The sequence below is a fragment of the Collinsella sp. AF23-4AC genome, assembly GCF_003462685.1.
GTDB lineage: Bacteria > Actinomycetota > Coriobacteriia > Coriobacteriales > Coriobacteriaceae > Collinsella.
This window is the reverse complement of record NZ_QRVE01000010.1, coordinates 36,815-62,831: the sequence shown is the minus strand read 5'-3', so window position 1 is coordinate 62,831 and position 26,017 is coordinate 36,815. Positions and strand designations below refer to the sequence as shown.

The window sequence follows — 26,017 nt, the reverse complement described above, 5'->3', positions numbered from 1 at the left end:
CATATTGGAAATAATACCGAGGAGGCTGCGTTGAAGAGAAGTAATGTGGGCTATATGCTGGTGCTGATCGCCGCGCTTATGTGGGGCACCATCGGAATCTTTGTTAACGGAATATCGGCCCTGGGTGTTTCGTCTCAGAGCATGGCGGCCCTTCGTCTGTTGTCGGGTGCCGTCTTAATGGCTCCGGTCTTGGCATTTATGGGTTGCCAGGGAGGTGCCCGTGAGGGAAAAGCCTCGGGTCCCCTGGCTCTGTTCAAGGCAAGCCCTAAAGAGCTTGTTCCCTGCGCGCTTGTCGGTATCGTCGGTTTAGCCGCCGCCAACACCTGCTATTACGAGTGCATGGGCGAGGTCGGCATGTCCACGGCCTCGGTGCTGCTCTATACCTCGCCGGTGTTTGGCGTCGTGCTCGGCCGCGTGCTTTATCGCGAGGACGTGACCCCCAACAAGCTCGTTGCCATCGCTTTTAACATAGGTGGCTGTGTACTTGCAGTGACCAATGGCGACCTTTCCGGTTTCCATTTTTCGGTTTGGGGCGTCACGTCGGGCGTGATTGCAGGCCTTTGCGGTGCGTCGCTTGCGGTGTTTAGCCGGATAGCAACCAAGACGGTCCACCCGCTGGCTGTCACGTTTTGGGGCCTTGTTTTTGGCGGTGCGGTTATGGCAGCTATCGCGGCTCCGTGGCCGGATGTCGCCGCGGCAATGTCGCCACAGCTACTGCTGCTGTTCCTTGGCTTTGGACTCATCCCCACAGCCGTGGCTTACATCTTATATATGCAGGGTCTGTCCATGGGGCTCGAGACATCGAAAGTTCCCGTCGTAATGTCTTTCGAGACGGTTGTCACCGTAATAGTGGGCATTGGTGTCTATGCCGAGTCCGCCGGCGCGATCAAGGTTCTGGGCATTGTGCTGGTGCTCGCGTCCATCCTGATCATGAACACCGACTTCTCCGAGCTGCGCAACAGTGTGTTTGTCGGTCATGTCGCTGAGAGCATGACTTTTAAGCCCAACGCGTGGTGGACGGAGAAATCGCAGGACATGGATCTGTTTAAGGAACGCACCGGCATCGCGCTGGAGCCCACCGTGCAGGAAAGCCCCTGGTACTTCGTGCGATAGGGGATTGGCGAGGCGTCTGACCGGGTGTCGCCAAGACAGTGCCGGCCTACCTAGCTCCAACGTTTCGAGTACGTTAAACCCGTCAACGGTCGATTTTCACCCGCGAACGGTCTTTATACTAATTAGCAATATAAGCAACGTATAAGACGTTATAATGACCATAACGAAAAGGAGGAGGCAAGATGAATCAGATCATTCTCGCATCTCATGGCGGCCTGGCCGCAGGCGCCAAAGACACGCTCGAGATGGTTCTCGGCGACGTGTCGAACGTCCACGTCGTGTCGCTTGCTCGTGACGACAAGGAGCCCATCACCAATAAGGTGGACGCTCTGATTGCCACGTTCAACGCGGACGACACCGTCTATGTGCTGACCGATATGCTCGGCAGCTCGGTCAACAACAGCATGGTCGAGCTTTCCAAGAACGGCACGAAGTTCACGGTTGTCAGCGGTTTCAACATCCCGCTGGCGCTCACGCTCGCTATGAGCCCCGCCCCCGTCAAGGGCGCCGAGCTCGCGGCCCTCATCAACGAGGCCCGCACCGGTCTGACCAACCCCAACGCACCGGTCGAGGCCGCCGCGGCTCCCGCCAAGAAGGCCAAGGCGTCCCGTCACAGCTCCGGTCCCGCCAAGATCGTCCTCGCACGTCTTGACTACCGTCTGCTGCACGGCCAGGTCGTCTTTACCTGGACCACCAAGGTTCAGGCCGAGCGCATCATCGTCGTCGACAACGCTGCCGCCAACGATGACATCAAGAAGGGCGCTCTTAAGCTGGCCAAGCCCCAGGGCGTGCGCCTGAACGTCTTCACCGTCGAGCGTGCCCTCGCCAAGATGGACAAGCTCAACACCCTCGGCGAGCGCGTCATGTTCGTCTTTGGTAACACTGCCGAGATGCTGCAGTTCTGCCAGGGCTACAAGCTCGACGCCATCAACCTGGGCGCCACCGCCAACCACGACGGTGCCGATCAGGTCGGCGGCAAGGACAGCTCCGTCTTCCTCGACGCCACCCAGAAGGCCGACGTCAACCAGCTGCTCGACATGGGCATCAAGCTCTATGTCCAGCAGACCCCTACGTATCAGAGCGTCGACATCGACGCCAAGCTGTAATCAACCAGGCTTTTGCCTGACTGAAAGGAGAAGGGTATGAATACGTTCATCAGTGCGGTGCTCGTCGGCCTCGTCGGCGTGTTCTGCATGTGGGACTCCCGCCTGCTCGGTCGTCTTAACTTCGAGCAGCCCCTCGTTGGCGCTACGCTCGTCGGTCTGCTGCTGGGCGATGTGCCCACCGGCCTTGCCGTCGGTGCCGCCGTCGAGCTCGTGTCCATGGGCCTGGTGCAGGTCGGCGCCGCCGTTCCGCCCGATATGGTCCTGGGCGGCATCGTGGCCGCTGCCTTTGCGTGCCTGACCGATGCTTCCGCCGAGACCGCCATGACGATCGCCATCCCGGTCGCCGTCCTGGGTCAGCTCCTCGGCATCGTGTTCCGTTCCATCATCGCCGCCCTCACCCATGTGGCAGATAGCGCGATCGATAACGGAAAGTTCAAGACCGCCTACCGCATGCACATCTGCGCCGGCTCCGGTCTGTACGCCGTCATGTACTTCCTGCCGATCTTCCTCGCCGTCTTTGTTGGCACCGACCTGGTCCAGGCCATCGTCAACATGGTTCCCGAGTGGCTGTCCACTGGTCTTAACGTTTCGACCAAGATCATGACCGCCTACGGCTTGGCCCTGCTGCTCACCATGATGATCAAGAAGGGTATGACTCCGTTCCTGTTCATCGGTTTCCTGCTCGCCGCTTACCTCAACCTGTCCGTCATCGCGGTCGCTCTGATCGGTGTGTGCCTGGCTGTCGTCTTCATGGGCTTCAAGTTCAACGGTTCCCATGCAGCCGCCGGTGTCGATTCCGACTACGATCCGCTCGAAGACGACGAAGACTAAGGAGGAACACACTATGGCAACCGCAACCAAGGACGTGTCCCTGAACAAGAAGGTCAGCCAGTTCTTCTGGCGCTCCTGGGCCATCCAGGCCTCTTGGAACTACGAGCGTCAGATGAACATGGGCTTCCTCTACGGCATGGTTCCCACGCTCGATCGCCTCTATCCGGATGAGTCCGACCCCAAGCAGCTCGCTGCTAAGAAAGAGGCTTACCACCGTCACATGGCGTTCTACAACTGCACCCCGCAGACGAGCGCTTTTGTCCTAGGCCTCGCCGCCTCCATGGAGGAGGAGTACGCCAAGGATCCCGAGAACTTCGATCCCGATTCGATCAACGCGGTCAAGACCTCCCTCATGGGTCCGCTTTCCGGCATCGGTGACTCCTTCTTCCAGGGCACCATCCGCGTTATCGCCTTTGGTCTGGGCGTTCAGCTGGCTCAGCAGGGTTCCATCATGGGCCCGATCCTGGCCATGCTCATCTCCATCGTCCCCTCTGTGCTGATCACTTGGTTCGCAGCCAAGATGGGCTATCAGGGCGGCCACGAGTACCTGAGCAAGCTTCAGGGCGGCGACCTCATGGAGAAGCTCATGTATGTCTGCGGCATCGTGGGTCTTATGTCCGTGGGCGGCATGATCGCTACGCTGATCGGCGCCACCACCCCGCTGCAGTTCGCTGACGGCACCGTCGTGATCCAGGACATCCTGGACGGCATGATGCCCCAGATGATCTCCCTCGGCCTCACCGGCCTTATGTACTGGCTCATCAAGAAGAACGCCAACACCGGTTGGCTTCTCGTGATCGCCATCGTGGGCGGCATCGCCCTCTCCGCGGCCGGCATCCTGGCCTAGTCGCGACCAAGCGTCTAACCGCTTTCCCCGGGGAGCCTGCCTGGCATCCCATACCCCAGGCAGGCTTCCATCCCTAAATGTGTCAAAGGGACAGCTCCTTTGACACATCCTCAACGGGCCGGCGACTCGGTCCAAATCACGGTAACCCTGTGTGCGTCCGGCAAAGTGGCGCCGCAAAAATCGAAAGGAATGTGTCAGATGTACGAGATCGACCTTAACCTCCCTAAGCAGATCGTCGCTGACGTCCTGTCCAACCACGAGATCCACAGCGTCGCCTTCGTCGGCTGCGGTGCTTCCATGTCCGACCTTTACCCCGCCAAGTACTTCCTGGCCAACAACACGGACAAGCTGAACGTTCAGATCTTCACCGCTAACGAGTTCAACTACGACACGCCTTCCTGGGTCAACGAGCACACCTTCGTGATCACCTGCTCCCTCGGTGGCTCCACGCCCGAGACCGTCGAGGCCAACAAGACTGCCAAGAAGCACAACTGCCCGGTCGTCTCCCTCACCAACAAGGCTGGCTCCGCTCTGACCGTCGACGCCGACCACGTCATCGTTCACGGCTTCCACGCCAACTACGCTGCCAAGTGCGAGAAGCCCGGCTACGCCATCGCTCTTGCTCTCGAGATCCTTCAGCAGACCGAGGGTTATGACCACTACGAGGACATGATCACCGGCCTCACCAACGTCTTCGAGCTCTGCGAGAACGCCGCTCAGCACTGCAAGAAGCTCGCCAAGAAGTTCGCCGAGGACTTCAAGGACGACAAGATGATCTACTTCATGGCTTCCGGTGCCTCCGAGAAGATGGCTTATTCTCACGCCGCCTTCCTGTTCACCGAGATGCAGTGGATCGACGCCGCCGCCTACAACACCGGCGAGTACTTCCACGGCCCGTTCGAGGTTTCCACCGAGGGTAAGCCCTACGTCTTCTTCATGTCCGATGGCGCTACCCGTCCGATGGACGCCCGCGCCCTCACCTTCCTTGAGCGCATGGGCGCCAAGGTCGCTCTGATCGACTCCAAGGACTACGGCCTGGCTGACGCCGTGCCCGCGAGCGTCGTCACCTACTTCAACCCGCTGCTGCACCTCGCCGTTATGCGCGAGTACGGCAACCAGATCGCCGAGGCTCGTCAGCACCCGCTGACCATGCGTCGCTACATGTGGAAGCTTTCCTACTAATCACAAGTAAGTAGACCTTACGGGATGATTGAGAGGGGATGGGGTTTGCGCCCCGTCCCCTTTTTTGCTCTGGGGAGGGCGTGTCTGTCGCGTCATAAAACCCCAGATAAAACCTACCAAAATAAACCTGTCCCTTTTTGGCAGGTGGGAGGAGATGCGTATGATCAAGGCAGTGCTGTTTGATATGGACGGCGTGCTGGTCGATACCGAGTGGTTCTACAACCGCCGCCGCGTGGCGTTTATGGAAGAGAAGGGGTTTCACTTTGACGAGATTCCCGATCTTTCGGGGTCTAACGAGCCCGCCATTTGGGAGGCGCTGGTGCCCGACGATGTTGAGCTGCGCGAGCGCTTGCGCGTGGAGTACAAGCAGGTCTACAGCCCGGACCACCCCGTTCCGTATGCCGAGCTGCTCAACGAGCAGACGGAGCCGGTGATGCGTGAGCTGCACGAGCGCGGCGTGAAGTGTGCCATCGCGAGCTCGTCCTATCGCGAGCTGATCGACGAGCTGGTGGAGATTGCCGGCATCGCCGACGTGCTGGACTACACCATCAGCGGCCACGAGTGCAGTGCGTTTAAGCCCGACCCCGAGATCTACCTGCGTGCCATGGAGGCGCTGGGGGTGGAGCCTGCCGAATGCCTGGTTATCGAGGACTCGCCTTTGGGCATCGAGGCCGGCAAGCGCTCCGGCGCCCGCGTCCTGGCGCTGCGTCCGCACGAGGGCGTCAACCTGGACCAGTCCGCCGCTGACGTTGTCATCGACAACCTGACCGACATCCTATCTGCCATTTAGGGACAGGTTTATTTTGGCAGGTTTTATCTGGGCAAATGCCGAATTCGCCGTGAAGGGATCGCTCTCTTCACGGCGTTTTTCTTTTGAGCGGCCTCACGGTTCTTCTGATGGTTGTCGAGAGAGGGTGAATTGAAGCGCCCTTTCGCGCTCCATGCTACAATCGCCGACATGCCCCACAACTATATCTGCCTTCGAAAGGAGCCTACGTGGCGAACGCCATCGATCAGCTCACGGACCGAGTGCTCGTGCTCGGCCGCCTTACCATCGTCCGCCGCGCCATTACTGCCGTGGCGGTCACCATTTCCGCCGTTCTCCAGACATTCCTGATCCAGGCGTTCATTCAGCCCGCCGACCTGCTTCCGAGCGGTCTCACCGGCGTCGCGGTCCTGCTCGATCGCGTTACTTCGCTGGGCGGCGTTCACATCGACATCTCGCTCGGTATGCTCGCGCTCAACATCCCCGTGGCGCTCCTATGCTGGAGCGGCATTAGCAAGCGCTTCGTCATCTTCTCGATGATGCAGGTCGTGCTCTCGTCGCTGTTCCTCAACGTCTTTCACTTCGCGCCGTTTTTGGGCGACAAGATCATGCTCATCATCTTTGGCGGCGTGGTCTCGGGTCTGGGCGCTGCCATCGCGCTTAAATCCGGCGCATCCACCGGCGGCACCGATTTTATCGCGCTGTGGGTTTCCAACCACACGGGCAAGACCATCTGGGGCGTCATCTTTGGTTTCAACTGCTTTATCCTGGCGATCTTTGGTTTTATGTTTGGCTGGGACAAGGCGGCGTATTCCATCGTGTTCCAGTTTATTTCGACCAAGACCATCGACAGTTTCTATCGTCGCTACGATCGCGTGACGCTGCAGATCACGACGCGTAAGGCAGACGAGGTCATGACCGCCTATGTTGACCATTTTCAGCACGGCATTAGCTGCGCCGAGGTCATCGGCGGATACAGCCGCGAAAAGATGTACCTGCTGCACGCCGTTGTCTCGACCTACGAGAGCCAGGACATTATCAAGCTGGTGTGCGACATTGATCCCGGCGCCGTGATCAATGTGTTTCACACGCTCAACTTTGTGGGCGGCTGGTGGGGTGGCCATGTCGACGAGCCCATGCCTACGGCCGTACCCGATCCCGACAAGCCCGCGCGCATGGCCAGCAGGCAGGCGCGCCTCATCGAGCAGGACAGTCTGCAACAGGACGACGGCAAGTAAGGATTTGCTGTATGTGGTGTATCGTTTTATCCAACTGAGGTAACATATAAAAAGACGTTATATACGTATTAGTTATTTCGATATTTCGATAAGAGTGATTTGATATGCCTGCGCCCAAAAATGCACCGCTTTACCAGCAGATTTACGACGAAATCAAGGATGCGATCGAGAAAGGTGTTTATGCACCCAAGGAGCGTATTCCGTCCGAGCTCGAGCTTGCCGAGCAGTACGAGGTGAGCCGCATTACGGTGCGCCGAGCCGTCGAGGAGCTGTGCTCCGATGGCTACCTGGTTAAGCAGCAGGGCCGTGGCACCTTTGTCTCCACGCCACACATCAACCGTCAGTTTCACGCCTCGACGCTGCAGACGTTTACTGCACTGTGTGCCGACAATGGCATGAAGGCCGGTGCACATGTGGTCGATCGCCAGATTGTCCCGGCGCGTCAAAACGAGATGGAGTTCTTTGGCCTGCAGAAGGATGCGCTGCTGCTGCATATCAAGCGCGTGCGTACGGCCGACGGCGAGCCCATCTTTGAGGAGAACATCTTTGTGCCGTTTGACGCCTACCGTGAGCTGTTGACGGCCGATCTTGAGGACAAGTCGATTTTTGCCGAGGTCGAGCGTGTTGGCGGAACGCCGATTGTCTCGGTTGGCTACCGCACGGTCGAGGCCGTTCGCGCCAATGCCGAGCAGGCGGCTGAGCTGGGCATTGCTCCGCACGATCCGCTGCTCAACCTGCGTGCCGGCTTTATCGGCCCCAATGGCGAGCCGGTCCTGATGGGTAAGCAGTACTACGTGGGATCGCGCTACGTCATGGTGATGTAAGTTACGCGGTTTTACCAAACCGCGTAACGGCTCGACACTGCAAACGCCCCTAAGCGGCAATCTGACGTTCAATCGTCGGTCGCGTACCAAAGTACGCTTCCCTCCTCTTTCACGTCACCTTGCTCGCTTAGGGGCGTTTTCGCTGACTTATGCTCAACCAGAGACGTTTCCGCGTTTGTCAAGAGATTAGTCGTTGGGGACGTTCTTAAACGACTAGTCATTCAAGAACGTCCCCAATGACTACCCGCAGAATGAGCGTGGATAATCTCCCGTTTTTGGCTCAATGGCGGGTTCAAAGTGGGAGATTATCCACGCTCATCCGGAAAGTGTCTAAAAATCCACGCTCGTTCCCTTCGGATTGCGTAGCCCATCGCTGGCAGCTGTGCGGCACCGGTCCGCGTGGCGGCGTATAATCGGCGGCAGATGACTTGGACGTTAGGAAACCATGACCGATAGCATGCAGCAGATGGCGCTTGACACGCTCGGCGCCTATTTTGGCTACACCTCGTTTCGCCCGGGGCAGGACCGCATGGTGGATGCGATTCTTGCAGGCCGCGATGCGCTGGGTGTTATGCCCACGGGCGCCGGCAAGTCCATTTGCTACCAGGTGCCCGCGCTCATGTTGCCCGGCATCACCTTTGTGGTGAGTCCGCTGCTGTCGCTTATGGAGGACCAGACCCGCGCGCTGCTCGCGGCGGGCGCGCACCCCAGCTATCTCAACTCCAGCCTTACGCCGGCTCAGCAAAACACCGTGCTCAAGCGGGCGCGCGAAGGCCGCTACCAACTTATGTATGTGGCGCCCGAGCGCCTGCTCGAGCCGCGCTTTCTGGCCTTTGCGCAGGAAGCTGCGGCCGAAGGCGGCATTGGCGTTCCGCTTGTGGCCATTGACGAGGCCCACTGCGTGAGCCAATGGGGTCAGGATTTCCGCCCCGCCTACCTGCAGATTCGCGAGTTCATCGATTCCCTGCCGCAGCGCCCCATCGTGGCGGCCTTTACCGCTACGGCGACCGAGCGCGTGCGCGCGGACATTCAGCAGATGCTCGGCCTGCAAAACCCGGCGACGGTGGTGACGGGCTTTGATCGCAAGAACCTCTACTTTGGTTGCGAGGAGATGGGCGACAAGGCCAAGACCGCCTGGGTGCGCGACTACGTAATCGCGCATTCGAGCGAGAGCGGTATCGTGTATTGCTCGACCCGCAAGACGGTTGATGCGCTGGCGGGCGAGCTTGCCGAGGCGCTGGGCCCCAGCGGCATTCGCGTGGGCCGCTACCATGCCGGCATGGGCAACGACGTCCGTCGCCAAAGCCAGCGCGCCTTTATCGACGACGATATCCAGGTGATGGTTGCCACCAACGCCTTTGGCATGGGCATCGACAAGCCCAACGTGCGCTACGTGATCCACAACAACGTGCCCGAGAGCATCGAGGCGTACTACCAAGAGGCGGGACGTGCCGGCCGCGATGGCGACCCGGCCAGCTGCCACTTGCTGTGGAACGGCAACGATTTTCGCATGCGCCGCTTTCTGATCGACCGCGGCGATGCTGCCGATGAGGCGCTCGACGACGAGCAGCGCGCGTGGGCGCTCCAGAATCGATATCGTCTGCTCAGCCAGATGGAGGGCTACTGCAATACCACCGGCTGCCTGCGCGAATACATGCTGCGCTACTTTGGCGACGAGTCCGCGGCCGAGCATGCTGCTTCGGCCGGTACGGGCGGCACCGCCACGGACGACGTCGAGGGCTGTGGCAACTGCAGCAATTGCCTCACGCAGTTCGAGGTCGAGGACGTCACCGATATGGCCCGCGCCGCTGTGCGCTATGTGGCCACGCGTCCCATGCGCTTTGGCAAGTCGCTCATCGCCGACGTGCTTCACGGCGGCAACACCGAGCGCATTCGCCAGATGCATCTGGACGAGGACCGCGGCTACGGTGAGCTGTCGAGCGAATCGGTCGGGCGCATCAAGGACATCATCGGCCAGCTGTGCGGCCGCGGTTACCTGGCCACCTCGCAGGGGCAGTACCCGGTCGTGGGGCTAGGCCCGCGCGCCGGCGAGGTCGAGGACGAGGCGTTCGCCTTTACCGTTAAGCGTCGCGCGTCCAAGCGCAAGGCTTCGGCCCGCGCCCGCCGTGCGGTGGATCTGCTGCGCGAGGAGGCCGAGCTGGATCAGCGCCTGCGCGTGGGTGACGATGCCGAGCTGTTCGAGCGTCTGCGCGCCCTGCGCAAGGAGATCTCGACCGAGCTGGAGATGGCGCCGTACATGGTCTTTTCCGACAAGGCCCTGCGCGGTCTGTGCCGTCAACGCCCGCAGACGCGCGACGAGCTTATCCAGGTCAACGGCATTGGCGAGAAAAAGGCCGACGCCTTTGGCGAGCAGTTTATGGCGGCGATTGAAGAGTTTGAGTCCGAGCATGCACGGAATGGAGCATAACGATGGCATTCGACGATAAAACCGAGCGCACTGAGGTATCCGCCGTGCCGCTGTACCAGCAGGTTATGGACGACCTAAAGGGCGAGATCGCGCGCGGCGTGTACGCATCCGGCTCGCGCATTCCTTCCGAGATGGAGCTCGCGAAGTCCTACGGCGTGGGACGCATCACCGTGCGCCGCGCCATCGAGGAGCTGTCGCGCGCGGGGTATCTCAACCGCCAGCAGGGGAGGGGCACGTTCGTGTGCGCGCCCAAGCTCAAGCGCAAGATTGTCCAGAAGGGTGACGTTCAGAGCTTTTCCGAGGGTTGCGCCGCCAACGACATGGTGGCCGGAGCACGCCTGGTGTCGCGCACGGTGGTTGCGGCGACGCGCGAGGACGCGGCGTTTTTTGGGGTGGAACCCAGCTGCGAGCTCATCGTTGTCGAGCGCGTGCGCACGGCAGACGGCGTGCCCGTCATGCTCGAGAACAACGCCTTTGTGCTGGCTGACCATCCCTATCTGCAGACACTTGCCGATAAGGACCTCGCCGATAACTCGATCTTTGCGCTCGTTGCCGAGCATTCGGGCCGCGCACCTCTCAAGTCCGACCCTTGCACCGTGGAGATTGCGCTTGCCGATGCTCAGGCGGCCCCGCTGTTGGAGGTGCCGGTCGGCGAGCCGCTCTTCTATATGGAGGCGTACTTTACCGATGCGGACGAGCGGCCCTTGCTGCTCGGACGCCAAAAGATCGTGGGCTCGCGCTACGTGTTCGACATCTAACATCCACAGATAGAACAACATAGAACAAGTTTGGCGAAATGGCTTCACGAGCGTCGTCGTGCGTGCTATAAATAGGACAACATAGAACGACAGCAGGTACGAGCTGCCGTCATCCAAAGCCGCCACACAAGGAGGAGCGTCACCGTGAACGCACATGATCTGGTTCAGGAAATTATCGAGCGCAAGGGCAAGATTGAGAATGTCTTTTGGATTGCTTGCGGCGGTTCGATGATCGACCTGATGCCGGCCAACGAGCTGCTCAAGCGCGAGGCCACCACGTTTACCTCGACGGTCTACACGGCACGCGAGTTTTGCCTGATGGCCCCTAAGAGCCTTGGCGAGAAGTCGCTCGTTATTGCCTGCAGCCACAGCGGCAACACGCAGGAGGTCGTTGATGGCTGCGAGATGGCGCTGGCAGCCGGTGCCGAGGTCGTTGCCCTCACCGACTGCGAGGGCTCCAAGATCGATAACGGCAAGTGGACCACCTGGGTCTATCCGTGGGGCGAGGGCGTGTCACAGGCCGAGGTGCCGCAGGGCATCGGCGCTCTGATCGCCGCCGAGTTGCTCGACCAGCAGGAGGGTTACGAGGCGCTCGCCGACATGTATGAAGGCCTTAAGCAGATGGACGCGCTGCTGCCCGCCGCGCGCGAGAAGGTCAACGCCGAGCTGGGCGCCCGCTTTGCCGAGCTCTGCCAGCAGCATAAGTTCTTCTATATCCTGGGTTCCGGTCCCAACTTTAGCCAGACCTACGCCATGGCCATCTGCTCGCTCATGGAGATGCAGTGGCAGCACTGCTGCTACATCCACTCCGGCGAGTATTTCCACGGTCCTTTCGAGGCTACCGAGCCCGGCGTGTTCTACTTTGTGCAGCTCGGATCGGGCGAGTGCCGCCCCATGGAGGAGCGCGCGCTCGCGTTCCTCAACACGCACACCGATACGGTCATGGTGCTCGATGCGCTCGAGTACGGCGTGGGCGAAGTGCCTGCCAGCGTTCGTTCGTTCCTGGAGCCGATCTTCTTCTACAACATGAGCTGCGAGCTGCGCGCTGCCCGCGGCAAGGTCTTCGACCACAGCCCCGAGGTTCGTCGCTACATGGGCATCGAGCAGTACTAGGTACCGGGAAAAGTATTCACCTTCGATTCGCAAGGGCACTACGTGAGTCAAAAAAGCGGGCCGCGCCGGGGATTTCCGGCGCAGCCCGCTTTACATTGCGTCCGTATTAGCGAGTTGTCGCGTCAACAGGCGGCCTACTTCGCGTCGTATGCCTCGGCGTCCCACCAGTCGAGCTGGGCGATATTGTCGCGGATGTGCTGGCAGCTCTTGTGGAAGCCCTCGAGCTCGTACTCGGACAGGTCGAGCGTGTAGACCTCCTCGACGCCCTCGGCGCCGATCACGCACGGCAGGGAGGTGAAGATGCCCTCCTCGCCATACTGGCCGGTCATGAGCGTGGAGGCGGAAAGCACGGCGTGCTCGTTGTGCAGCACGGCGGCGCAGACGCGCGCGGCGGAGTTGGCGACGGCGTACTCGGTGCACTGCTTGCCCTGGTAGGTTACGTAGCCGCCCTTGCGCGCGAGCTCCTCGATCTCCATGTGGTCGAAGGCATACTTGTCGGGGTTCTCGGCCTGAAGCTCGTTAAGGCTCTTGCCGGCGATGGTTGCAGACTTAAAGGCAGCCAGCTGGCTAAAGCCGTGCTCGCCGATCATATAGGCGTCGATGGACTTGGGGCTCACGCCGACCTTCTTGGAGATCTCGGTGCGCAGGCGGGCGGAGTCCAGACCGCAGCCCGAGCCGATGATCTTCTTGGGATCGTAGCCGGTCAGGTGCCACAGCTCGGTGCACACGACGTCGCAGGGGTTGGAGATGCTCACGAAGATGCCGTCAAAGCCGGCGTCGACGATGCGCTTGGCAAAGGTGCGGGCGGCGTCGGTGGTAAAGAACAGCTCGCCGTCGCGGTTGCCGGCGGCCAGCGCGACCTTGCCGGCGGCGTTGACGATGACGTCGCAGCAGGCAAGCTCCTCGTAGTGGTCGTAGCAGTTGACGATCTTGGTGTTGTACGGGACAAACGAAAGGGAGTCGCGCAGGTCCTGGACCTCGGACGTCACCTTGGCCTCGTTGATATCGCACAGGTACAGCTCATCGGCAATGCCCTGCATGAGCAGACTGTTGGCAACATGTGCTCCTACGTGGCCCTGGCCGACCACACCGATCTTACGCGTCTGGTACATATATGCATCCTTTCGGCCGAGTTTTTCGCGTCGAACCATTGTAGCGTCCTGCCACCACTTTGCTAGACTAAAGCGCCATAGATTTTTGGGACATGCCTTAATCTCTACTTTTGGAGTGATTTGGGCCGCTGACGGCATCGCTGGGCGATGCGCTCGCACGGATGGGGCCGGTCGTTGTACCATAGCTGCAACTGACTCGTAAGGAGCATCCATGCCCATTCGCATCCCCGACGCCCTCCCTGCCGCCGCGCAGCTCGAGAGCGAGAACATCTTTGTCATGACCGAGTACCGCGCGCTGCACCAAGACATCCGCCCGCTGCGCGTGCTCATCCTCAACCTCATGCCCACCAAGATCGCCACCGAGACGCAGATCATGCGCAAGCTCTCCAACACGCCGCTGCAGGTGGAGGTGGACCTGCTGCGCACCAAAACGCACGAGGCCACGCATGTGAGCGCCGGCCATCTGGAGACGTTCTACCGCACGTTCGACGACATCCGCGACATCCACTACGACGGCCTGATCATCACGGGCGCCCCGGTGGAGCAGATGCCGTTCGAGGAGGTCGACTACTGGCCCGAGCTCTGCCAGATCATGGATTGGTCCACCACGCACGTACACTCTACGCTACACATTTGCTGGGGCGCGCAGGCCGGCCTGTACCATCATTACGGTATTCAGAAGCACGACCTGCCGGCAAAGGCGAGTGGCGTGTTCGAGCATTATCTGGTGAAGCCGCAAAGCCCGCTGGTCCGTGGTTTTGACGACCGTTTCTATGCCGTGCATTCGCGCAACACCGATGTGCGTCGCGAGGACGTGGAGGCCGAGCCGCAGCTTGAGGTCGTGGCCGTGTCCGACGAGGTGGGCCTGTACATCGTCAAGTCGACCGACAGCCGTCGCTTCTTTGTCTTTGGCCATCCCGAGTACGATAGCGACACGTTGCGCCTGGAGTACGAGCGCGACGTGAAGCGCGGGCTCAACCCTCAGGTGCCGGCGCATTACTTCCCGGGCGACGACCCCACCGCCGAGCCGCGCAACGTCTGGCGCAGCCAGGCTCAGCTGTTCTACACCAACTGGCTCAACTACTACGTCTACCAGACCACGCCCTACGACCTGGCCCGTGCCGGCGAGGAGCACTAGGCTGTCGGGAGGTGCGCCAGCCGTTAGGCGCTGATGATGTGGGGTAGCGGCAGGTCGTGGGCATCGGTGGGAACGTGGTCGACACGCTGTTCGTCAAAGGCGATGCCGATGATTTGGCATGCGGGTGAGAGCATGGGCAGGTAGCGGTCGTAGCAACCGCCGCCGTAGCCCAGGCGCGCGCCGGTTTGATCGAAGGCCACGAGCGGCACAACAATCATGTCGAGTGCTTCGGCAGGTACGATGGGGAAGCGGTCGCTGTCGATGTCCGTGGCCGCGAAGGCCCGCGCGGGGTGGGCGATAAACGGAGCCGCGGACGCATCGTCGGCGGCAACTGCTCGCATGCACATGCGCTGGCCACAAGCTGCGGCATCAATTGCCGAGAGCATGCACGGATAGGCCACGCGCCAGCCGCGCGCGGCGACCGCAGCGGCAAACGCGGCAGGGTTGACCTCGGAACCCATCGCGGCATAGACGGCAACGGTGTGCGGCGCCGCGGCATCCGAGCGATCCAACAGCTCAACCAGCCGCGCACAGATATCAGCAGACTTCGCCGCCTGCAAGTCCAAATCAAGAGCATCGCGCCGAGCAATCACCGCCCGCCGCAACTCAGCCTTGTCCATCCTAGCCCCCTCTCCCAAACCTACCAAAAAGGGACAGGTTTATTTTGGCAGGTTTTATCTGGGCAAACGTCGAAGCCGCCGCAAAGGCGCCCTTTGTGGCGGCTTCGACTCGACGTTGGCTTCACAGCGCCGCAGCGATCGCTTCAGTCACAAACTTATTGAGTGACTCACCCTTCTTTGCCGCCGCCAGCGCTGCTTGCTTGTGGAGCTCAGAGCCCGTTCTCACGTTGAACGAGCCCTTAAAAGCCCGCTCGGGTTCCTTGCCCTTCTCGGCGCAAAACTCAAGGTAATCGTCGACGGCGTCGTGGAAGCATTGCTCCACTTCTTCAGCCGTGGAGCCTTCAAATACGATTGCGTCCCTAATGCCGGCGACCATACCTGTTAGCACATGCTGTTCGGCATCGAACTCGACCGGGGCGAAATAACCCTTGTATGCCAAAACGTTACTCATGACTACCTCCGACATCTTGCAGAAAGCGAACGATGTTTCGAATGGTCCCCACTGTCAATTCGTCAGATGGATGAGGCGCGTGCATTACGAACATTCTGCCATCTGATGGCCTGTAGAAGCGAACGCGCGATCCGGATGTCTTGCCTTTGCTGTCCATTTCAAAGCCATATGAAGCCATAACTTTAAGAAAGTCAGCGAATCTATACGTTGAAGGACAGCTAAGCAGCTGGGCGATGAGTTTATCGGATCGAGTCATCCCGCCTCACATTCTGCAACTATATTCTAGTTGCAATTTCAGTTCGATGCAAGCACCTCTACTATAGAACATGTGTGCGTATAGAACAAGTGTTCGAATCACAACTGAGGAAGGAGACAGGCACCTTTGTGGTGGTCTGTGCTGTGGAGTGGGCGTCTGCGGCGGTTTGTCTCAATCTGTAACAGTAACTCGGCAAAATTGGACCTAGATGTTACAGATTGAGACAAACCGCCGCGGTGGGCTGCGCCGCCCCGCCCAAGCAGCGGCAAAAGAAAAGGTAGATTTTCAGGCATGTCCCAAAAATCTACCTTTGCCGTGCCTTAGCCCAGCAGGTCGACGACGTTAAAGTCGGCGTTGCTCTTGGCGATGACTTCGCGGCCGCCAAAGACGCAGGTGGGCGACTCGGCTGCGATGCGCGTCACGTCGGCGCCGAGCGAGCGCAGCTCACCGGGCGTGGCGGCGAGCATCTGGGCGCGACGCTCCTCGCGTGCGTGCGGATCGAGCCCGGCCAGGTAGGTCGTGTTGCGGCGCTTGGTGAGCGCGTACGGCTTCACCGGTGCGTCCATACCGCTCACGCAGCTCACGATAAAGCCCTCAAAGGCGGCCTCGTCGGGCTCAAAGCTGCCAAGCCATGCACCCGCGCGCTCCACGCGCTCAATCGAAGGATCGATCGCCGGGTCGCGGTAGGTGTAGAACGCCGTCTGGCGCTCGCCGGCTGCGCGGAATCCGCAGCCGTACGCACCGCCCTTCACGCGAATCTCGTTCCACAGGTAGTCGTAGGAGAGCGCGTTGGCAGCCACGGCCCAAGCGCCTGTCACGTCAATGCCCAGGCGACGCGGATCGCACGCACGCGCGGCAAAGCAGATGTCGCTGGGGATGACGAAAGCCTCGTGGCGGTCGCGCGGCTCCGGCACCACGAGCGTGCCGCTGGCAGCGCCGTCGCCCGCGCCAAGCCCCAGGTCGCCCGCGGCATCCCAGTACGCGTCAAAGTCCTCGTCGCTGCCGGTAAAGCTCGCCAGGCAGCCATCGACCACAAAGATGCGCTCCGCCAGCTTGGCAAGCTTGGTACGCAGCCCGTCCACGCGCTCGTCAAAGTGCTCGAGCAAATCGCGCAGGAACAGGTAGAAGTCCACGCCCGAGAGCTGCTCACGCACCACGGCCGAAGGCGAGCTGTAGCTCATCGCGCGACCTAGTGCCGCCGAGTGGCCGTTGTTGATAAAGCCCTGCTCAAGCCCAATGCGAATCTGCGTGAGCACGTCGCGCACGCGGTCGGCGTCGGCATCGAGCAAAAGCGTGCTCGACCATACCTCGCGCGGCAGACTCGCCAACGCATCGATCTTCTCGGACAGGGCGCCGGCGCTCACCAGCAGGTAGGGGCACACGCCGTCCACTTCGGGCTGCGTCATGACTTCGGTCGTAAAGCTCAAAAAGCCGAGCTTGCCGGCGAGCAAGTTGTCGAGTTCCTCGGCAGAATGCTCGCGTGTGGGCAGCTGCTTGAGCAGGCGGCAGAGCAGCGTCACATAGGGCAGGTCCTCAAATGCGACGCAGCTCAGGTCGAAATACTGCATGGCGTAGGCCAGACGGTTGGTGGGGATGCCGTGGCGCAGGCAGGGGATGGGCGCGGTCGTGTCCACAACGAGCAGCGGCTCGGGGCGTGCCTCGCCAATGTCGGACACGCGCAGGCGCGGCAGCGTGGCCTTGTCCTCGGTCGTGTCCTCGGCCTCCTGCGCGGCACGCAGCGCGGCCGTGCGCTCGACCACGTCGGCCAGCTCGGCATCGGTCATGGCATCGCGCTTGGCTGCCAGCTCGGCGGCCTCGGCACCCTCCGAACCCTCGGTGGCGTCCACCGGCACCAGCTCGACCAGTGCCATGTGATCGTTCTGCAGCACGAGCTCGCGCAGCAGGTCCTCAAAGTAGCTGCCGTCCAGCTCGCCGCGTAGCTCCTCGTATACCGGGCCGTACTTGAGCGCCAGCGTCGCGGCGTCGTCATCGTAGAGCCAGGTGCTCAGCGCGTCACACGCAATGGCCACGCCGTCGGCGATACCGTAGTCGCGCTGGCGCAGGTCGTACTCGTTGCTGCTGATGATGGCTTCCAGGCGCTCGCGCGGAACGCCACGCTCGCATAGGTCGCGGCAGGCGTCCTGGAACACGCGACGCAACTCGCGCGCCACGCCGGGCTGCGCGTTTTGCAGCATGATGAGCTCGTAGGGCTGCAGGCTCTCGGCCGCGGTGTAGCTCACCACGTTGCCGCCCAGGCCGGCGGCCAGAATGGCCTTCTTAACCGGCGCTTCGTTGGAGCCCAGCAGCGCCTCGAAAAGGATATCCGCCGCGATCGTGCGCTTGCGGTCGAGTGCGCTGCCCAGCACCAGGCCCAGGCCCACCAGGGCGTTCTCGGGCGTGGTAGCCATCTCGACGCGCTTGTACTCGCAGGTCACGGGCGCCTGCACGCCCAGCGGATTGGGCGCCAGCGTGGACGGGTCCTCGCCGGCGGCGACGGCAGCGTCCATGCGGCGGCTCGCGGCACTCGACTGCGACAGATAGCGCTTGTCCAAAAAGGCCAGGGCGCGGTCCACGTCCAGGTCGCCGTAGAGTGTGATGTAGGAGTTGGAAGGATTGTAGTGGCGCGCGTGCGTGTCCAGGAACTGCTCGTAGGTGAGCGCGGGAATCGCGCGCGGGTCGCCACCGCTTTCGTGCGCATAGGCGGTGTCGGGATAGAGCGCGGCGTTGACGGCGTCGTCCAGCACGCTCATGGGGTCGGACAACGCACCCTTCATCTCGTTGAACACCACGCCGTTATAGTGCAGCGTGCCCTCGCGCAGGCTCGCGGAGCAGCCGTCGCCCTCGGCGTCCTCCGGCAGGTCAAGCTCGTAGTGCCAGCCCTCCTGCTCAAAAATGGTGGGCTTGGTATAGATGGCCGGGTTAAACACCGCGTCCAGGTACACGTCCATCAGGTTGTACAGGTCCTGCTCGTTGGTGGTGGCAACGGGGTAGATGGTCTTGTCGGGGTAGGTCATGGCGTTGAGGAACGTCTGCATGGAGCTCTTGATCAGGTCGACAAACGGCTCCTTGACGGGGAACTTGGCCGATCCGCACAGCACCGAGTGCTCAAGAATATGGAACACGCCGGTGGAATCGGCCGGCGGCGTCTTAAAGCCAATGGCAAAGGCCTTGTTTTCGTCGTCGCACGCCAGGTACAGCAGGCGAGCACCCGAGGCAGTGTGGCGCAGCACGTAAGCGTCAGAGTCGAGCTCGGGCACGGTCTCGCAGCGCTCGACGGCAAAGCCGTGGCAGGTAGTGCCGGGCACCAGCAGCGCGGCGGCAGCGGCGCGCGGGTCGGTTGAGGTGGTGGGCATAAGCAGTCTCCTTTGACGCCCCAGCGGGGGCGAATCGAGTCGAATCCTCGAGAGTATACCCATATGGGGGCACGGCTCTGCGGCGAACTGAAGACGATGCCAGCGGATTGGGCATAGGCCCCGCGTGACCGCCGCGCGAGCGTGGAAACTTGGACGCCTATCGAATGAGAGTGGATTTTCGGACGGAATCAGCCTCAAAACGCCCAAAAACCGTCCAAATATCCACCCTCATTTTCCGACCGTCCAAAATCCACGCTCATCCGCCGCCCACACATCTCTCATATCTCATTCGTATCTAATATGAGAGATAACAGAAAGATGAGAGATAAATATGAGAGATAACAATGCTGCAAAGAGACAGGCAACCATGGTATTGTCTCAATATAAATTGTTTTACCAGCGAAAACATGTTTAAATGAAACAGATGACAGACATCTTATCTTTCATCTCTCACTCCTCTCTAATATGAGAGATAACAGAAAGATGAGAGATAATTACGAGAGATAACTGAGAGACGCAGGAAATCTATTCGCGGCATTCTTCGCAGAACCGAGCGAAAGGACGTGCAGATGAACGAAAACGAACTGACCGGTCTGCTCGAGTCTTTAAGGCGCATGGGCTCGGACGATCTTAACGTCGAGGTCAAGGAGAGCGCCACGACGCTTTCCCGCGACGTATGGGAAACGGTCAGCGCTTTCGCAAACACCGCCGGCGGCATCATCGTACTCGGAGTGAGTGAGCGCGCGGGTTTTGTTCCAGTTGCAAACTTTGAGACCGAGAAAGTGCTCAACCAATTCGTGGCGGGCATGGGCGATGCCGGCGGTCGCGGAAAGCTGGCCAATCCGCCCAGATACACCATTGAGCGCGTGGAGCTTCGGGGTACCGTTGTTCTCGTTATCACGATTGAGGAGCTCGACCCGTCTAGCAAGCCTTGCTATGTCATAGAGCGGGGCGCTCAAGGTGGCAGCTACAAACGCATCGATGACAAAGATGTCCCGCTTTCGTCGACCGAGGTTTTGGCACTGTCGTCATACGAACGGACGAGTCCTAGCGATCGCGATGCGGTGCCCGGCGCGAGTGTGGGCGATCTCGACGAGTCGCTGGTCGACCGCACGATAGAACGTGCCTATTCGTTGACGCCTCGAGCGATGCGTGGCGCGACGGACAAGAAGACAAAGATGGAGCGCCTGAATCTCCTCGACTTCCAGGGCAATGTTACCAAGGCCGGCCTCCTTGCCGCGGGCGTTTACCCTCAGCAGTTCTATCCCAAGCTCTTCATTGATGTGGCTGTCCACGTGGGAGCTCAAAAGGGAGCTGCGGGGCCACTAAGGTTTATGGACCGCACAATCTGTGAGGGAACGTTGGGCGAGATGATTTCGGGTGCTGTCGCGGCCGTCGCCAAGAATTTGCGGCGAACATCGACCGTCCAAGGCGTCTCGCGTGTCGACTCGCTGGAGATTCCCGAGGAGGTTCTGCGCGAGGCAATCGCCAACGCCGTAATCCATCGAGAATACGGGGATCGGTTCTGTGGACAATCGATTGCCGTCGACGTCTTTGACGACCGCATCGAGGTGACGAATCCTGGCGGCCTTTACGGGGGAAAGGCTCGCGAGAACTTGTTTGACGGCAGCTCCCGATGCCGTAACGCGACACTCGTGAAACTCATGTCGATTGTCCCGCTGCCGGATGGCGCAGGTTCGCCGGCTGAGGGCAATGGCTCGGGCATCCCGATGATGATCGATGCCATGCGCGCGCATGGTCTGGCCGAGCCCCTGTTCTGCCCGGGGTTCGATCGGTTCAAGGTCGTACTTTACCGTTCAAAGATCGAGCCGGTCGATCATGGCGGGGGCTTAATTGTGACGGCACTCAAACACTACGGCGAGCTGGGGACGCGTGAGCTGGCAGAACGCACGGGACTCACGGTTTCCCAGGTTAGGGCACGCGTCAATGCGCTCATTGAGCAGGGTGAGCTTGAGCCGACGGCGCCGCCGACAAGCCGCAACCGCAAATATCGACTGTCAGAGCGCGTGGAATAAATGCGTTAGTGGACGAGGCGACCCATTAATCGACTCTCGATTGGCGCCCACTAAGGTAAAGCGGTTGTTGCTCGGTCGACGGTGATGCTGAAGACTCGGCTTACGCCGGCATGGCCCCGAACTCGTCCATCAAGAACAGCCTAAGAACCAGCTTGATGACATATCCCGGTTTGACTTCTGCCGCGTCAAAGACGTGGCGCTCGGCGAGCTCGCTGCAGTATGCGTAGATATCGCGGATAAGGTCCGCGCCCGAAAGCGTAAACATGTAGCCTGCGTCCGAAAGCGCATTGGGCGCGGCGGGCAACTTGGCCATGTGGCAGAACGTTTGCAGGTCGGGTGCCATAACATTCTGGTAGTCGAGGTGGCCGCTGGAATCCTGTGCGGCAAGCTCCAATTGGCGCGCAAAATCCAGCGCCGCTGCTAACACAAAGCTCGGCGTAGGCGCATTGACGTCCTGGGTGGTCGCCACAAGCCTGCCCGCCGCCTGCGTGACAAGCCAGGCGACCTCGCGCTGGCAGCGCACGGCCTTGCGCGTAACCGGCTTGATGGACGAAGAAGAAACGCTCCCCTTAGGCGGATTCGAAGCGGCCATAAGACCCTCCCATGAACAATTCGGCCCAACAAGCCGGATGAAACACGTGCTACATCAGTATACAGGGGAGTGGGGTAGCGGGGTACAAGCGCACCAGCGGCAAACCGAGAACATCAACGATGTGCCGATCGCGGAATGAGATCTCGTAATAATTGACTCTCGGCCATATTATTGAGGGGCATGACTCGCGTTCGTATGGTTGTAGGTGCTGGCGATGAACGACATTGACCTTGCTGTTCCGTTGATGGATGGACCAAGCTATGACCGCGCCTGCAGTCTCGTGCCTTCCGAATACGTTGAGGCATGGGAGTGGTTTCTGGGTGAGGAACAGCGCGGCGGCGTTTGGACCAGCCTTCCGCACCACGCCAAGGAAGATAGCTCTCAGTATCAGTATCGTTTGAGAATTGGCTCGGACTTCTTTCCCGTAACGCGGGATTCAGGGATCTTCTGGCCGGGCCAGGATCGGGTGAAGCAAGATCCTAATAAGATCTTTGCACTTTCGGTCCATAACTCTAAAAAGAGCTTCTACACCGATGTGCCTCCGCTCTATTTGGACGATGGTACGTGGGTCATTAAGTACTCGGTTCAAGCGCCGGGTACCGTTGGTTTTCGAGACCAGAATTACAACCGTAAAATGCTCAACTGCATGGAATGTGGCGTTCCAGTCGGAGTCATATTTGCAACCGAGGTGGGCTATAAGGTGCTCGGCCTTGCGTTTGTTGAGCGGTTCGAGCCCGAAAACGGATGGTTTGTTCTGCACGGTCCTGTTCATAAAGGCGGACCGGACCCTCGTTTTGCGCCCGACATGAGCTATCTGAAGCACATGCCCGTCGATATTGAGTTTGCCGGACAGGGTACGACCGACGACGAAAAAGTCCGCTATGCGTTAAGGCGCGAGCGATTGGGGCAACAATGGTTCCGCAAGCAGCTCGTTGCCGCCTATGATGGCCGTTGCGCGGTGTCGGACTGCGGCGTCAGCGAAGCTCTGGAGGCTGCACATATCGAGAATTACTCGGGACCCAAATCGCAGGTTGCCAGCAACGGCATTCTGCTTCGGCGCGACTTACATGCTTTATTCGATGCTCATCTGATTTCGTTTGAGCCTGTTTGCGGCGAATATCGGCTGTGCGGATCGTACCTGCTGGATAAGACCGACTACGTTTCCTTTGCGGGTGCGACGCTAAGGCAGCCGAATGAGCGTCAGTGGCGACCCAATACGGTGTTTCTTGAGGCCCATCGCATCGAGTTCGATCGCTCGGAAAAGAAGCGTGAAAAGGCGGGGCTTCTGCCGTATTAGCGTATTTGGCTTTGGCGGTCTTTTACGATCGTGTCTTTTGATCGGATCGCGTGGCGATGCAATCTCGCGCGCACTTGCTGGTGCATGCTCTTCCTGGTTTGAATAACGGGAAGGGAGCGAGCGTGGGCTGGCGAGGCGATATTGCGATGGGGAAGTACGGAAAACTGCCGCGTGCCCTTATAGACAACAATATGTTTCCGAGCGTAGAGGTTGATTGCGGGTCGTTTGTCGTCACCTGCCCTTGCTGCGGCTCGCAAATACCGTGTCTCGACATTCGGTTCATCGATGCACGTGACAGGTTCAGCGACGAAGTGAGGAAACGTACGGGCGTTCATATGCCGGTGTATCCGGAGAAATGCCCTGTTTGTGGCCTCGATATCGTGTACGACGCCGGCGACGAGGGATAGGTGATGCGGAGGAGCTGGCTGTGAAAGCCTCTCCGCCCCTACAAATAAATCCCCTCACCGAGCTGCTTGTGGAACTCGGCGTGATGGTCGCGTGCCCAGGTAAAGAGTGCCTGGTCAAAGTTGCCTTGGCTGGCGGGGATTCCATAGACGCCGGCGACTTCCACGCGTACGAACTCCAGTGTGGGCAGCTTGTTAATGGCCGTGAGCGCAAACGGCGACGTGGGCTCCTCGAACAGGTAATGGCTGCCTTGCAGCGCGCCGCAGACGGTGCAGGTGCTGGCGAGCGATACGGTCTTGGTGGTGCGCGACGTTACGGGCTTGTAGCCGCAGCGCTTATGAAGGTAGTCGCGGATCTCGCCCGGCACGCAGCCAAGAGCGGGCACGATGGCGAGCGCGTCGGCTCTGGCCGTGTCGATGGCAATGTGCCCGGCTTCGTTGGGCGCGTGCGCGATGGCGATGCTCTCGTCATTATCGGTTCGATAGGGAATGCCGAAGGCCGCGACCGAGGTCTCTTTGTGACACTTCCAGCATTCGCGCTTGCCCAGTACTAGATATATATACGGCGCCGAGGGGTCGGATCGGTCAACACCGGGCAGCCACTCGGCAAAGGGCTCGGGGTTGACGCCGCTGGGTACATACCAGATCTTCTTGGTCCGGTCCCATTTGGCGCCCAGCGCCTTGGCTTCTTCTTTGTGCGAAAAGGGGACATCGAGCTCGGTGCGCATGGCGGCTCCTTGGTGCTGCAGGTGCAAGTGGCTCAAGGATACCGCAGGGCGCAGACATCGCGGCGTTTTGCTGAGAAGTTGCGGTGCGGACTGATTGGTTATGCCGATGGATAGATTGGCAAGTAGATGGTCGGCTTTTGACCAGTTGGGCGGTTGGAGCAGTTTGCGGCGCAGTTTTGTGCCTGGCTATTGTTGATGTTGGGGTATTGAATTTGTTTGGCAGCCATTCGTCAGGTGAATTGATGTCACGTTGCGATGACGGTTGGAACTGCCAGCGGATTTGGCGACATAAAACAAAACAGCCCAGAGACATAGCCTCTGAGCTGTGAACATTTGGTGGGCGTTAGAAGATTTGAACTTCTGACCTCTTCCGTGTCAGGGAAGCGCTCTCCCCCTGAGCTAAACGCCCGATCAAGGGTGCGCAAGTGCGCAAGGGATAATATAACGGAGCCTGAACTCGGTGGCAAGAACATTTTTAAAAATCGCTTACATTGTGGAATTCGGGGGCTTTGTCATATCCATTTCAAAAGAGCCTGCTGCCGCGATTTAGCTGTCGCATAATGCAAGGCCATTGCGGTATCGAGCTATGGAAAGACGCCTGCGGAATTGTCCTACCGATAAGCGGACAAGCCTCCAGCTGGTGCCTTCGCCGTGGTAAGGTAAGCCGAATTGCTTCCAGACTGTTTCGGGGGAGTGGAATGAGCAAAGAGTGTGTCGAGCAGGTCGAAGGCGCAGGGGCTTCGGTGCCGATGACCGATATATCGAACATTGATGTGCCCGAGGGCACCGACGAGCTCAGCCGCAACACCCGTCGCGCATGGCGCGACCGCCTGAACAGCGCTTCGACGCGCAAGATGATCACGGGCGTCTTGGCTACGCTGGTGGGCGGTTCGTTTTGGGGCTTCTCGGGCACCAGCGCGAGCTTTCTGTTCGATACCTACCACGTCGACACCTTGTGGCTTATGAGCGTGCGTCAGATTCTCGCCGGTCTACTCTTTATGGCCGTGGTTGTCACGCGCGACCGCGAGCGCCTGATTAAGCTCTGGACCACACCCGCCGACCGCAAACAGCTGCTGCTCTTTACCGCCTTTGGCCTGCTGTTCAACCAGTTTTGCTATCTTTCGGCCGTGCGCCTGACGAACGCCGGAACCGCGACGGTGCTCCAGTGCCTGCAGCTCGTTATCATCATGGGCTACACCTGCGTGACCGATTGCCGCATGCCGCGTACTCGCGAAGTCATCGGCATTGGCCTGGCTCTGGGTGGAACCTTTTTAATCGCCACCGGCGGCGACCCCACCAGCCTGAATATCTCGCCGCTTGGTCTGGCAGCAGGTCTTATGTGTGCGGTCAGCGCCGCGTGTATGGCGGTGATTCCCGCCAAGATCCTGCCCGAATACGGCAGCCCCATCGTCACGGGCTCGGCAATGCTCACGGCGGGCGTGGCCTCGTGCGTCTTCGTGCAGCCCTGGGCGCATATGCCGGCGCTCGACGCCGCCGGCGTCGAGGCGCTCGCGGTGTTCGTGATTATCGGATCGTTTTTTGCTTACATGCTCTATATGCAGGGCGTTAAGGACATCGGCTCGGTGCGTGCGAGCCTCATCGGAACTGTGGAGCCGGTTTCGGCGACCATCACCAGCGCCGTTATGCTGGGCACGGTGTTTTTGCCGACCGACCTTATCGGCTTTGCCATGATCATCGTGATGATGTTCCTCACGGTGTAGCTGGCGCCGCCGCCAAGACAGAAAAGGTGTTGTGCCGCATTTTCGACAATTGATGTCCGTGTCTGGAGTTTAGCTGTCGATGCTCAAAATGCCATAAACTAGT

At 60.0% G+C, this 26,017-nt stretch carries 22 protein-coding genes and 1 tRNA gene; 15 read left to right on the top strand and 8 right to left on the bottom strand.

All coding sequences use genetic code 11. The features are described 5' to 3' along the window. The first annotated feature begins 30 nt into the window (after positions 1-30). The 11 genes from DWY05_RS06690 to DWY05_RS06640 all read left to right on the top strand — a co-directional run bounded on the left by DWY05_RS06690 (position 31) and on the right by DWY05_RS06640 (position 12,206). Positions 31-1,113, top strand: a complete 1,083-nt coding sequence (locus DWY05_RS06690; RefSeq protein ID WP_158558706.1) for a DMT family transporter — start codon at positions 31-33, stop codon at positions 1,111-1,113. A gap of 182 nt (positions 1,114-1,295) precedes the next feature. After that, entirely contained in the window at positions 1,296-2,219 is a 924-nt protein-coding gene (locus DWY05_RS06685) for a PTS mannose/fructose/sorbose transporter subunit IIAB (protein ID WP_117821103.1), read from the top strand. A 36-nt stretch (positions 2,220-2,255) separates the two neighbouring features. Next, a complete protein-coding gene (locus DWY05_RS06680) occupies positions 2,256-3,050 on the top strand; it encodes a PTS sugar transporter subunit IIC (protein ID WP_006235136.1) in 795 nt (264 codons plus the stop codon). A 13-nt stretch (positions 3,051-3,063) separates the two neighbouring features. Further along, positions 3,064-3,897 (top strand): PTS system mannose/fructose/sorbose family transporter subunit IID, encoded by an 834-nt coding sequence (locus DWY05_RS06675; RefSeq protein WP_117821104.1) that lies wholly within the window; start codon positions 3,064-3,066, stop codon positions 3,895-3,897. Positions 3,898-4,095: 198 nt separating this feature from the next. Then, entirely contained in the window at positions 4,096-5,079 is a 984-nt protein-coding gene (locus DWY05_RS06670; RefSeq protein WP_233504042.1) for an SIS domain-containing protein, read from the top strand. Positions 5,080-5,239: 160 nt separating this feature from the next. Next, on the top strand, positions 5,240-5,869 hold the full coding sequence (locus DWY05_RS06665) for an HAD family phosphatase (RefSeq protein WP_158558707.1): 630 nt from the start codon (positions 5,240-5,242) through the stop codon (positions 5,867-5,869). Positions 5,870-6,075: 206 nt separating this feature from the next. After that, on the top strand, positions 6,076-7,083 hold the full coding sequence (locus tag DWY05_RS06660) for a YitT family protein (protein ID WP_117821107.1): 1,008 nt from the start codon (positions 6,076-6,078) through the stop codon (positions 7,081-7,083). 104 nt (positions 7,084-7,187) lie between these two features. Further along, positions 7,188-7,907 (top strand): GntR family transcriptional regulator, encoded by a 720-nt coding sequence (locus DWY05_RS06655; protein WP_117821108.1) that lies wholly within the window; start codon positions 7,188-7,190, stop codon positions 7,905-7,907. Between the two features lie 445 nt (positions 7,908-8,352). Beyond that, positions 8,353-10,335 carry an ATP-dependent DNA helicase RecQ gene (locus DWY05_RS06650; RefSeq protein WP_117821109.1) on the top strand — a complete coding sequence of 661 codons (1,983 nt, stop codon included), beginning with the start codon at positions 8,353-8,355 and terminating at the stop codon, positions 10,333-10,335. Between the two features lie 2 nt (positions 10,336-10,337). Continuing rightward, on the top strand, positions 10,338-11,093 hold the full coding sequence (locus DWY05_RS06645; protein WP_117821110.1) for a GntR family transcriptional regulator: 756 nt from the start codon (positions 10,338-10,340) through the stop codon (positions 11,091-11,093). Positions 11,094-11,237: 144 nt separating this feature from the next. Then, positions 11,238-12,206, top strand: coding sequence for an SIS domain-containing protein (locus DWY05_RS06640; RefSeq protein WP_117821111.1), 969 nt, complete (start codon positions 11,238-11,240; stop codon positions 12,204-12,206). Positions 12,207-12,340: 134 nt separating this feature from the next. On the opposite strand, the gene DWY05_RS06635 is transcribed toward DWY05_RS06640, so the two are convergent. Continuing rightward, positions 12,341-13,318: an L-lactate dehydrogenase gene (locus DWY05_RS06635; protein WP_117821112.1), complete on the bottom strand. Its 978-nt coding sequence runs from the start codon at positions 13,316-13,318 to the stop codon at positions 12,341-12,343. A 211-nt stretch (positions 13,319-13,529) separates the two neighbouring features. On the opposite strand from DWY05_RS06635, the gene metA reads away from it, so the two are divergent. Beyond that, on the top strand, positions 13,530-14,456 hold the full coding sequence (gene metA, locus DWY05_RS06630; protein WP_117821113.1) for a homoserine O-succinyltransferase: 927 nt from the start codon (positions 13,530-13,532) through the stop codon (positions 14,454-14,456). A 23-nt stretch (positions 14,457-14,479) separates the two neighbouring features. Here metA and DWY05_RS06625 read toward each other — a convergent pair whose 3' ends face one another. The 4 genes from DWY05_RS06625 to DWY05_RS06610 all read right to left on the bottom strand — a co-directional run bounded on the left by DWY05_RS06625 (position 14,480) and on the right by DWY05_RS06610 (position 19,136). Continuing rightward, positions 14,480-15,076 carry a 5-formyltetrahydrofolate cyclo-ligase gene (locus DWY05_RS06625; RefSeq protein WP_117821114.1) on the bottom strand — a complete coding sequence of 199 codons (597 nt, stop codon included), beginning with the start codon at positions 15,074-15,076 and terminating at the stop codon, positions 14,480-14,482. A gap of 121 nt (positions 15,077-15,197) precedes the next feature. Beyond that, positions 15,198-15,527, bottom strand: coding sequence for a type II toxin-antitoxin system HicB family antitoxin (locus DWY05_RS06620; RefSeq protein WP_022094981.1), 330 nt, complete (start codon positions 15,525-15,527; stop codon positions 15,198-15,200). After that, positions 15,520-15,783 carry a type II toxin-antitoxin system HicA family toxin gene (locus DWY05_RS10260; RefSeq protein ID WP_117821115.1) on the bottom strand — a complete coding sequence of 88 codons (264 nt, stop codon included), beginning with the start codon at positions 15,781-15,783 and terminating at the stop codon, positions 15,520-15,522. The genes DWY05_RS06620 and DWY05_RS10260 overlap by 8 nt, the downstream gene beginning before the upstream one ends. Before the next feature lie 320 nt (positions 15,784-16,103). Next, positions 16,104-19,136, bottom strand: a complete 3,033-nt coding sequence (locus tag DWY05_RS06610) for an insulinase family protein (protein ID WP_117821116.1) — start codon at positions 19,134-19,136, stop codon at positions 16,104-16,106. Between the two features lie 569 nt (positions 19,137-19,705). On the opposite strand from DWY05_RS06610, the gene DWY05_RS06605 reads away from it, so the two are divergent. Next, positions 19,706-21,172, top strand: coding sequence for an ATP-binding protein (locus DWY05_RS06605; protein ID WP_117821117.1), 1,467 nt, complete (start codon positions 19,706-19,708; stop codon positions 21,170-21,172). A 100-nt stretch (positions 21,173-21,272) separates the two neighbouring features. Here the strand turns inward: DWY05_RS06605 and DWY05_RS06600 are convergent, their stop codons facing one another. Next, the gene (locus tag DWY05_RS06600) at positions 21,273-21,764 is read right to left on the bottom strand and encodes a hypothetical protein (protein WP_117821118.1); all 492 of its coding nucleotides are present in this window, start codon (positions 21,762-21,764) and stop codon (positions 21,273-21,275) included. Between the two features lie 214 nt (positions 21,765-21,978). Between DWY05_RS06600 and DWY05_RS06595 the strand changes: the two genes are divergently transcribed. Continuing rightward, positions 21,979-23,061 carry an HNH endonuclease gene (locus tag DWY05_RS06595; RefSeq protein ID WP_117821119.1) on the top strand — a complete coding sequence of 361 codons (1,083 nt, stop codon included), beginning with the start codon at positions 21,979-21,981 and terminating at the stop codon, positions 23,059-23,061. A gap of 445 nt (positions 23,062-23,506) precedes the next feature. On the opposite strand, the gene DWY05_RS06585 is transcribed toward DWY05_RS06595, so the two are convergent. Both DWY05_RS06585 and DWY05_RS06580 read right to left on the bottom strand, forming a co-directional pair. Beyond that, on the bottom strand, positions 23,507-24,193 hold the full coding sequence (locus tag DWY05_RS06585) for a DUF5710 domain-containing protein (protein WP_117821121.1): 687 nt from the start codon (positions 24,191-24,193) through the stop codon (positions 23,507-23,509). A 334-nt stretch (positions 24,194-24,527) separates the two neighbouring features. Continuing rightward, positions 24,528-24,602 (bottom strand) — tRNA-Val (locus tag DWY05_RS06580). Between the two features lie 289 nt (positions 24,603-24,891). Between DWY05_RS06580 and DWY05_RS06575 the strand changes: the two genes are divergently transcribed. Continuing rightward, positions 24,892-25,914 carry a DMT family transporter gene (locus DWY05_RS06575; protein ID WP_199409589.1) on the top strand — a complete coding sequence of 341 codons (1,023 nt, stop codon included), beginning with the start codon at positions 24,892-24,894 and terminating at the stop codon, positions 25,912-25,914. Positions 25,915-26,017: the final 103 nt, after the last annotated feature.

Bases quoted from the DNA above. Each gene is read 5' to 3' on its own strand.
- DWY05_RS06685 (WP_117821103.1), top strand. From the start codon at position 1,296: ATGAATCAGATCATTCTCGCATCTCATGGCGGCCTGGCCGCAGGCGCC.
- DWY05_RS06680 (WP_006235136.1), top strand. From the start codon at position 2,256: ATGAATACGTTCATCAGTGCGGTGCTCGTCGGCCTCGTCGGCGTGTTC.
- DWY05_RS06675 (WP_117821104.1), top strand. From the start codon at position 3,064: ATGGCAACCGCAACCAAGGACGTGTCCCTGAACAAGAAGGTCAGCCAG.
- DWY05_RS06670 (WP_233504042.1), top strand. From the start codon at position 4,096: ATGTACGAGATCGACCTTAACCTCCCTAAGCAGATCGTCGCTGACGTC.
- DWY05_RS06665 (WP_158558707.1), top strand. From the start codon at position 5,240: ATGATCAAGGCAGTGCTGTTTGATATGGACGGCGTGCTGGTCGATACC.
- DWY05_RS06655 (WP_117821108.1), top strand. From the start codon at position 7,188: ATGCCTGCGCCCAAAAATGCACCGCTTTACCAGCAGATTTACGACGAA.
- DWY05_RS06650 (WP_117821109.1), top strand. From the start codon at position 8,353: ATGACCGATAGCATGCAGCAGATGGCGCTTGACACGCTCGGCGCCTAT.
- DWY05_RS06645 (WP_117821110.1), top strand. From the start codon at position 10,338: ATGGCATTCGACGATAAAACCGAGCGCACTGAGGTATCCGCCGTGCCG.
- DWY05_RS06635 (WP_117821112.1), bottom strand. From the start codon at position 13,318: ATGTACCAGACGCGTAAGATCGGTGTGGTCGGCCAGGGCCACGTAGGA.
- metA (WP_117821113.1), top strand. From the start codon at position 13,530: ATGCCCATTCGCATCCCCGACGCCCTCCCTGCCGCCGCGCAGCTCGAG.
- DWY05_RS06625 (WP_117821114.1), bottom strand. From the start codon at position 15,076: ATGGACAAGGCTGAGTTGCGGCGGGCGGTGATTGCTCGGCGCGATGCT.
- DWY05_RS06620 (WP_022094981.1), bottom strand. From the start codon at position 15,527: ATGAGTAACGTTTTGGCATACAAGGGTTATTTCGCCCCGGTCGAGTTC.
- DWY05_RS10260 (WP_117821115.1), bottom strand. From the start codon at position 15,783: ATGACTCGATCCGATAAACTCATCGCCCAGCTGCTTAGCTGTCCTTCA.
- DWY05_RS06610 (WP_117821116.1), bottom strand. From the start codon at position 19,136: ATGCCCACCACCTCAACCGACCCGCGCGCCGCTGCCGCCGCGCTGCTG.
- DWY05_RS06605 (WP_117821117.1), top strand. From the start codon at position 19,706: ATGAACGAAAACGAACTGACCGGTCTGCTCGAGTCTTTAAGGCGCATG.
- DWY05_RS06600 (WP_117821118.1), bottom strand. From the start codon at position 21,764: ATGGCCGCTTCGAATCCGCCTAAGGGGAGCGTTTCTTCTTCGTCCATC.
- DWY05_RS06595 (WP_117821119.1), top strand. From the start codon at position 21,979: ATGAACGACATTGACCTTGCTGTTCCGTTGATGGATGGACCAAGCTAT.
- DWY05_RS06585 (WP_117821121.1), bottom strand. From the start codon at position 24,193: ATGCGCACCGAGCTCGATGTCCCCTTTTCGCACAAAGAAGAAGCCAAG.
- DWY05_RS06575 (WP_199409589.1), top strand. From the start codon at position 24,892: ATGAGCAAAGAGTGTGTCGAGCAGGTCGAAGGCGCAGGGGCTTCGGTG.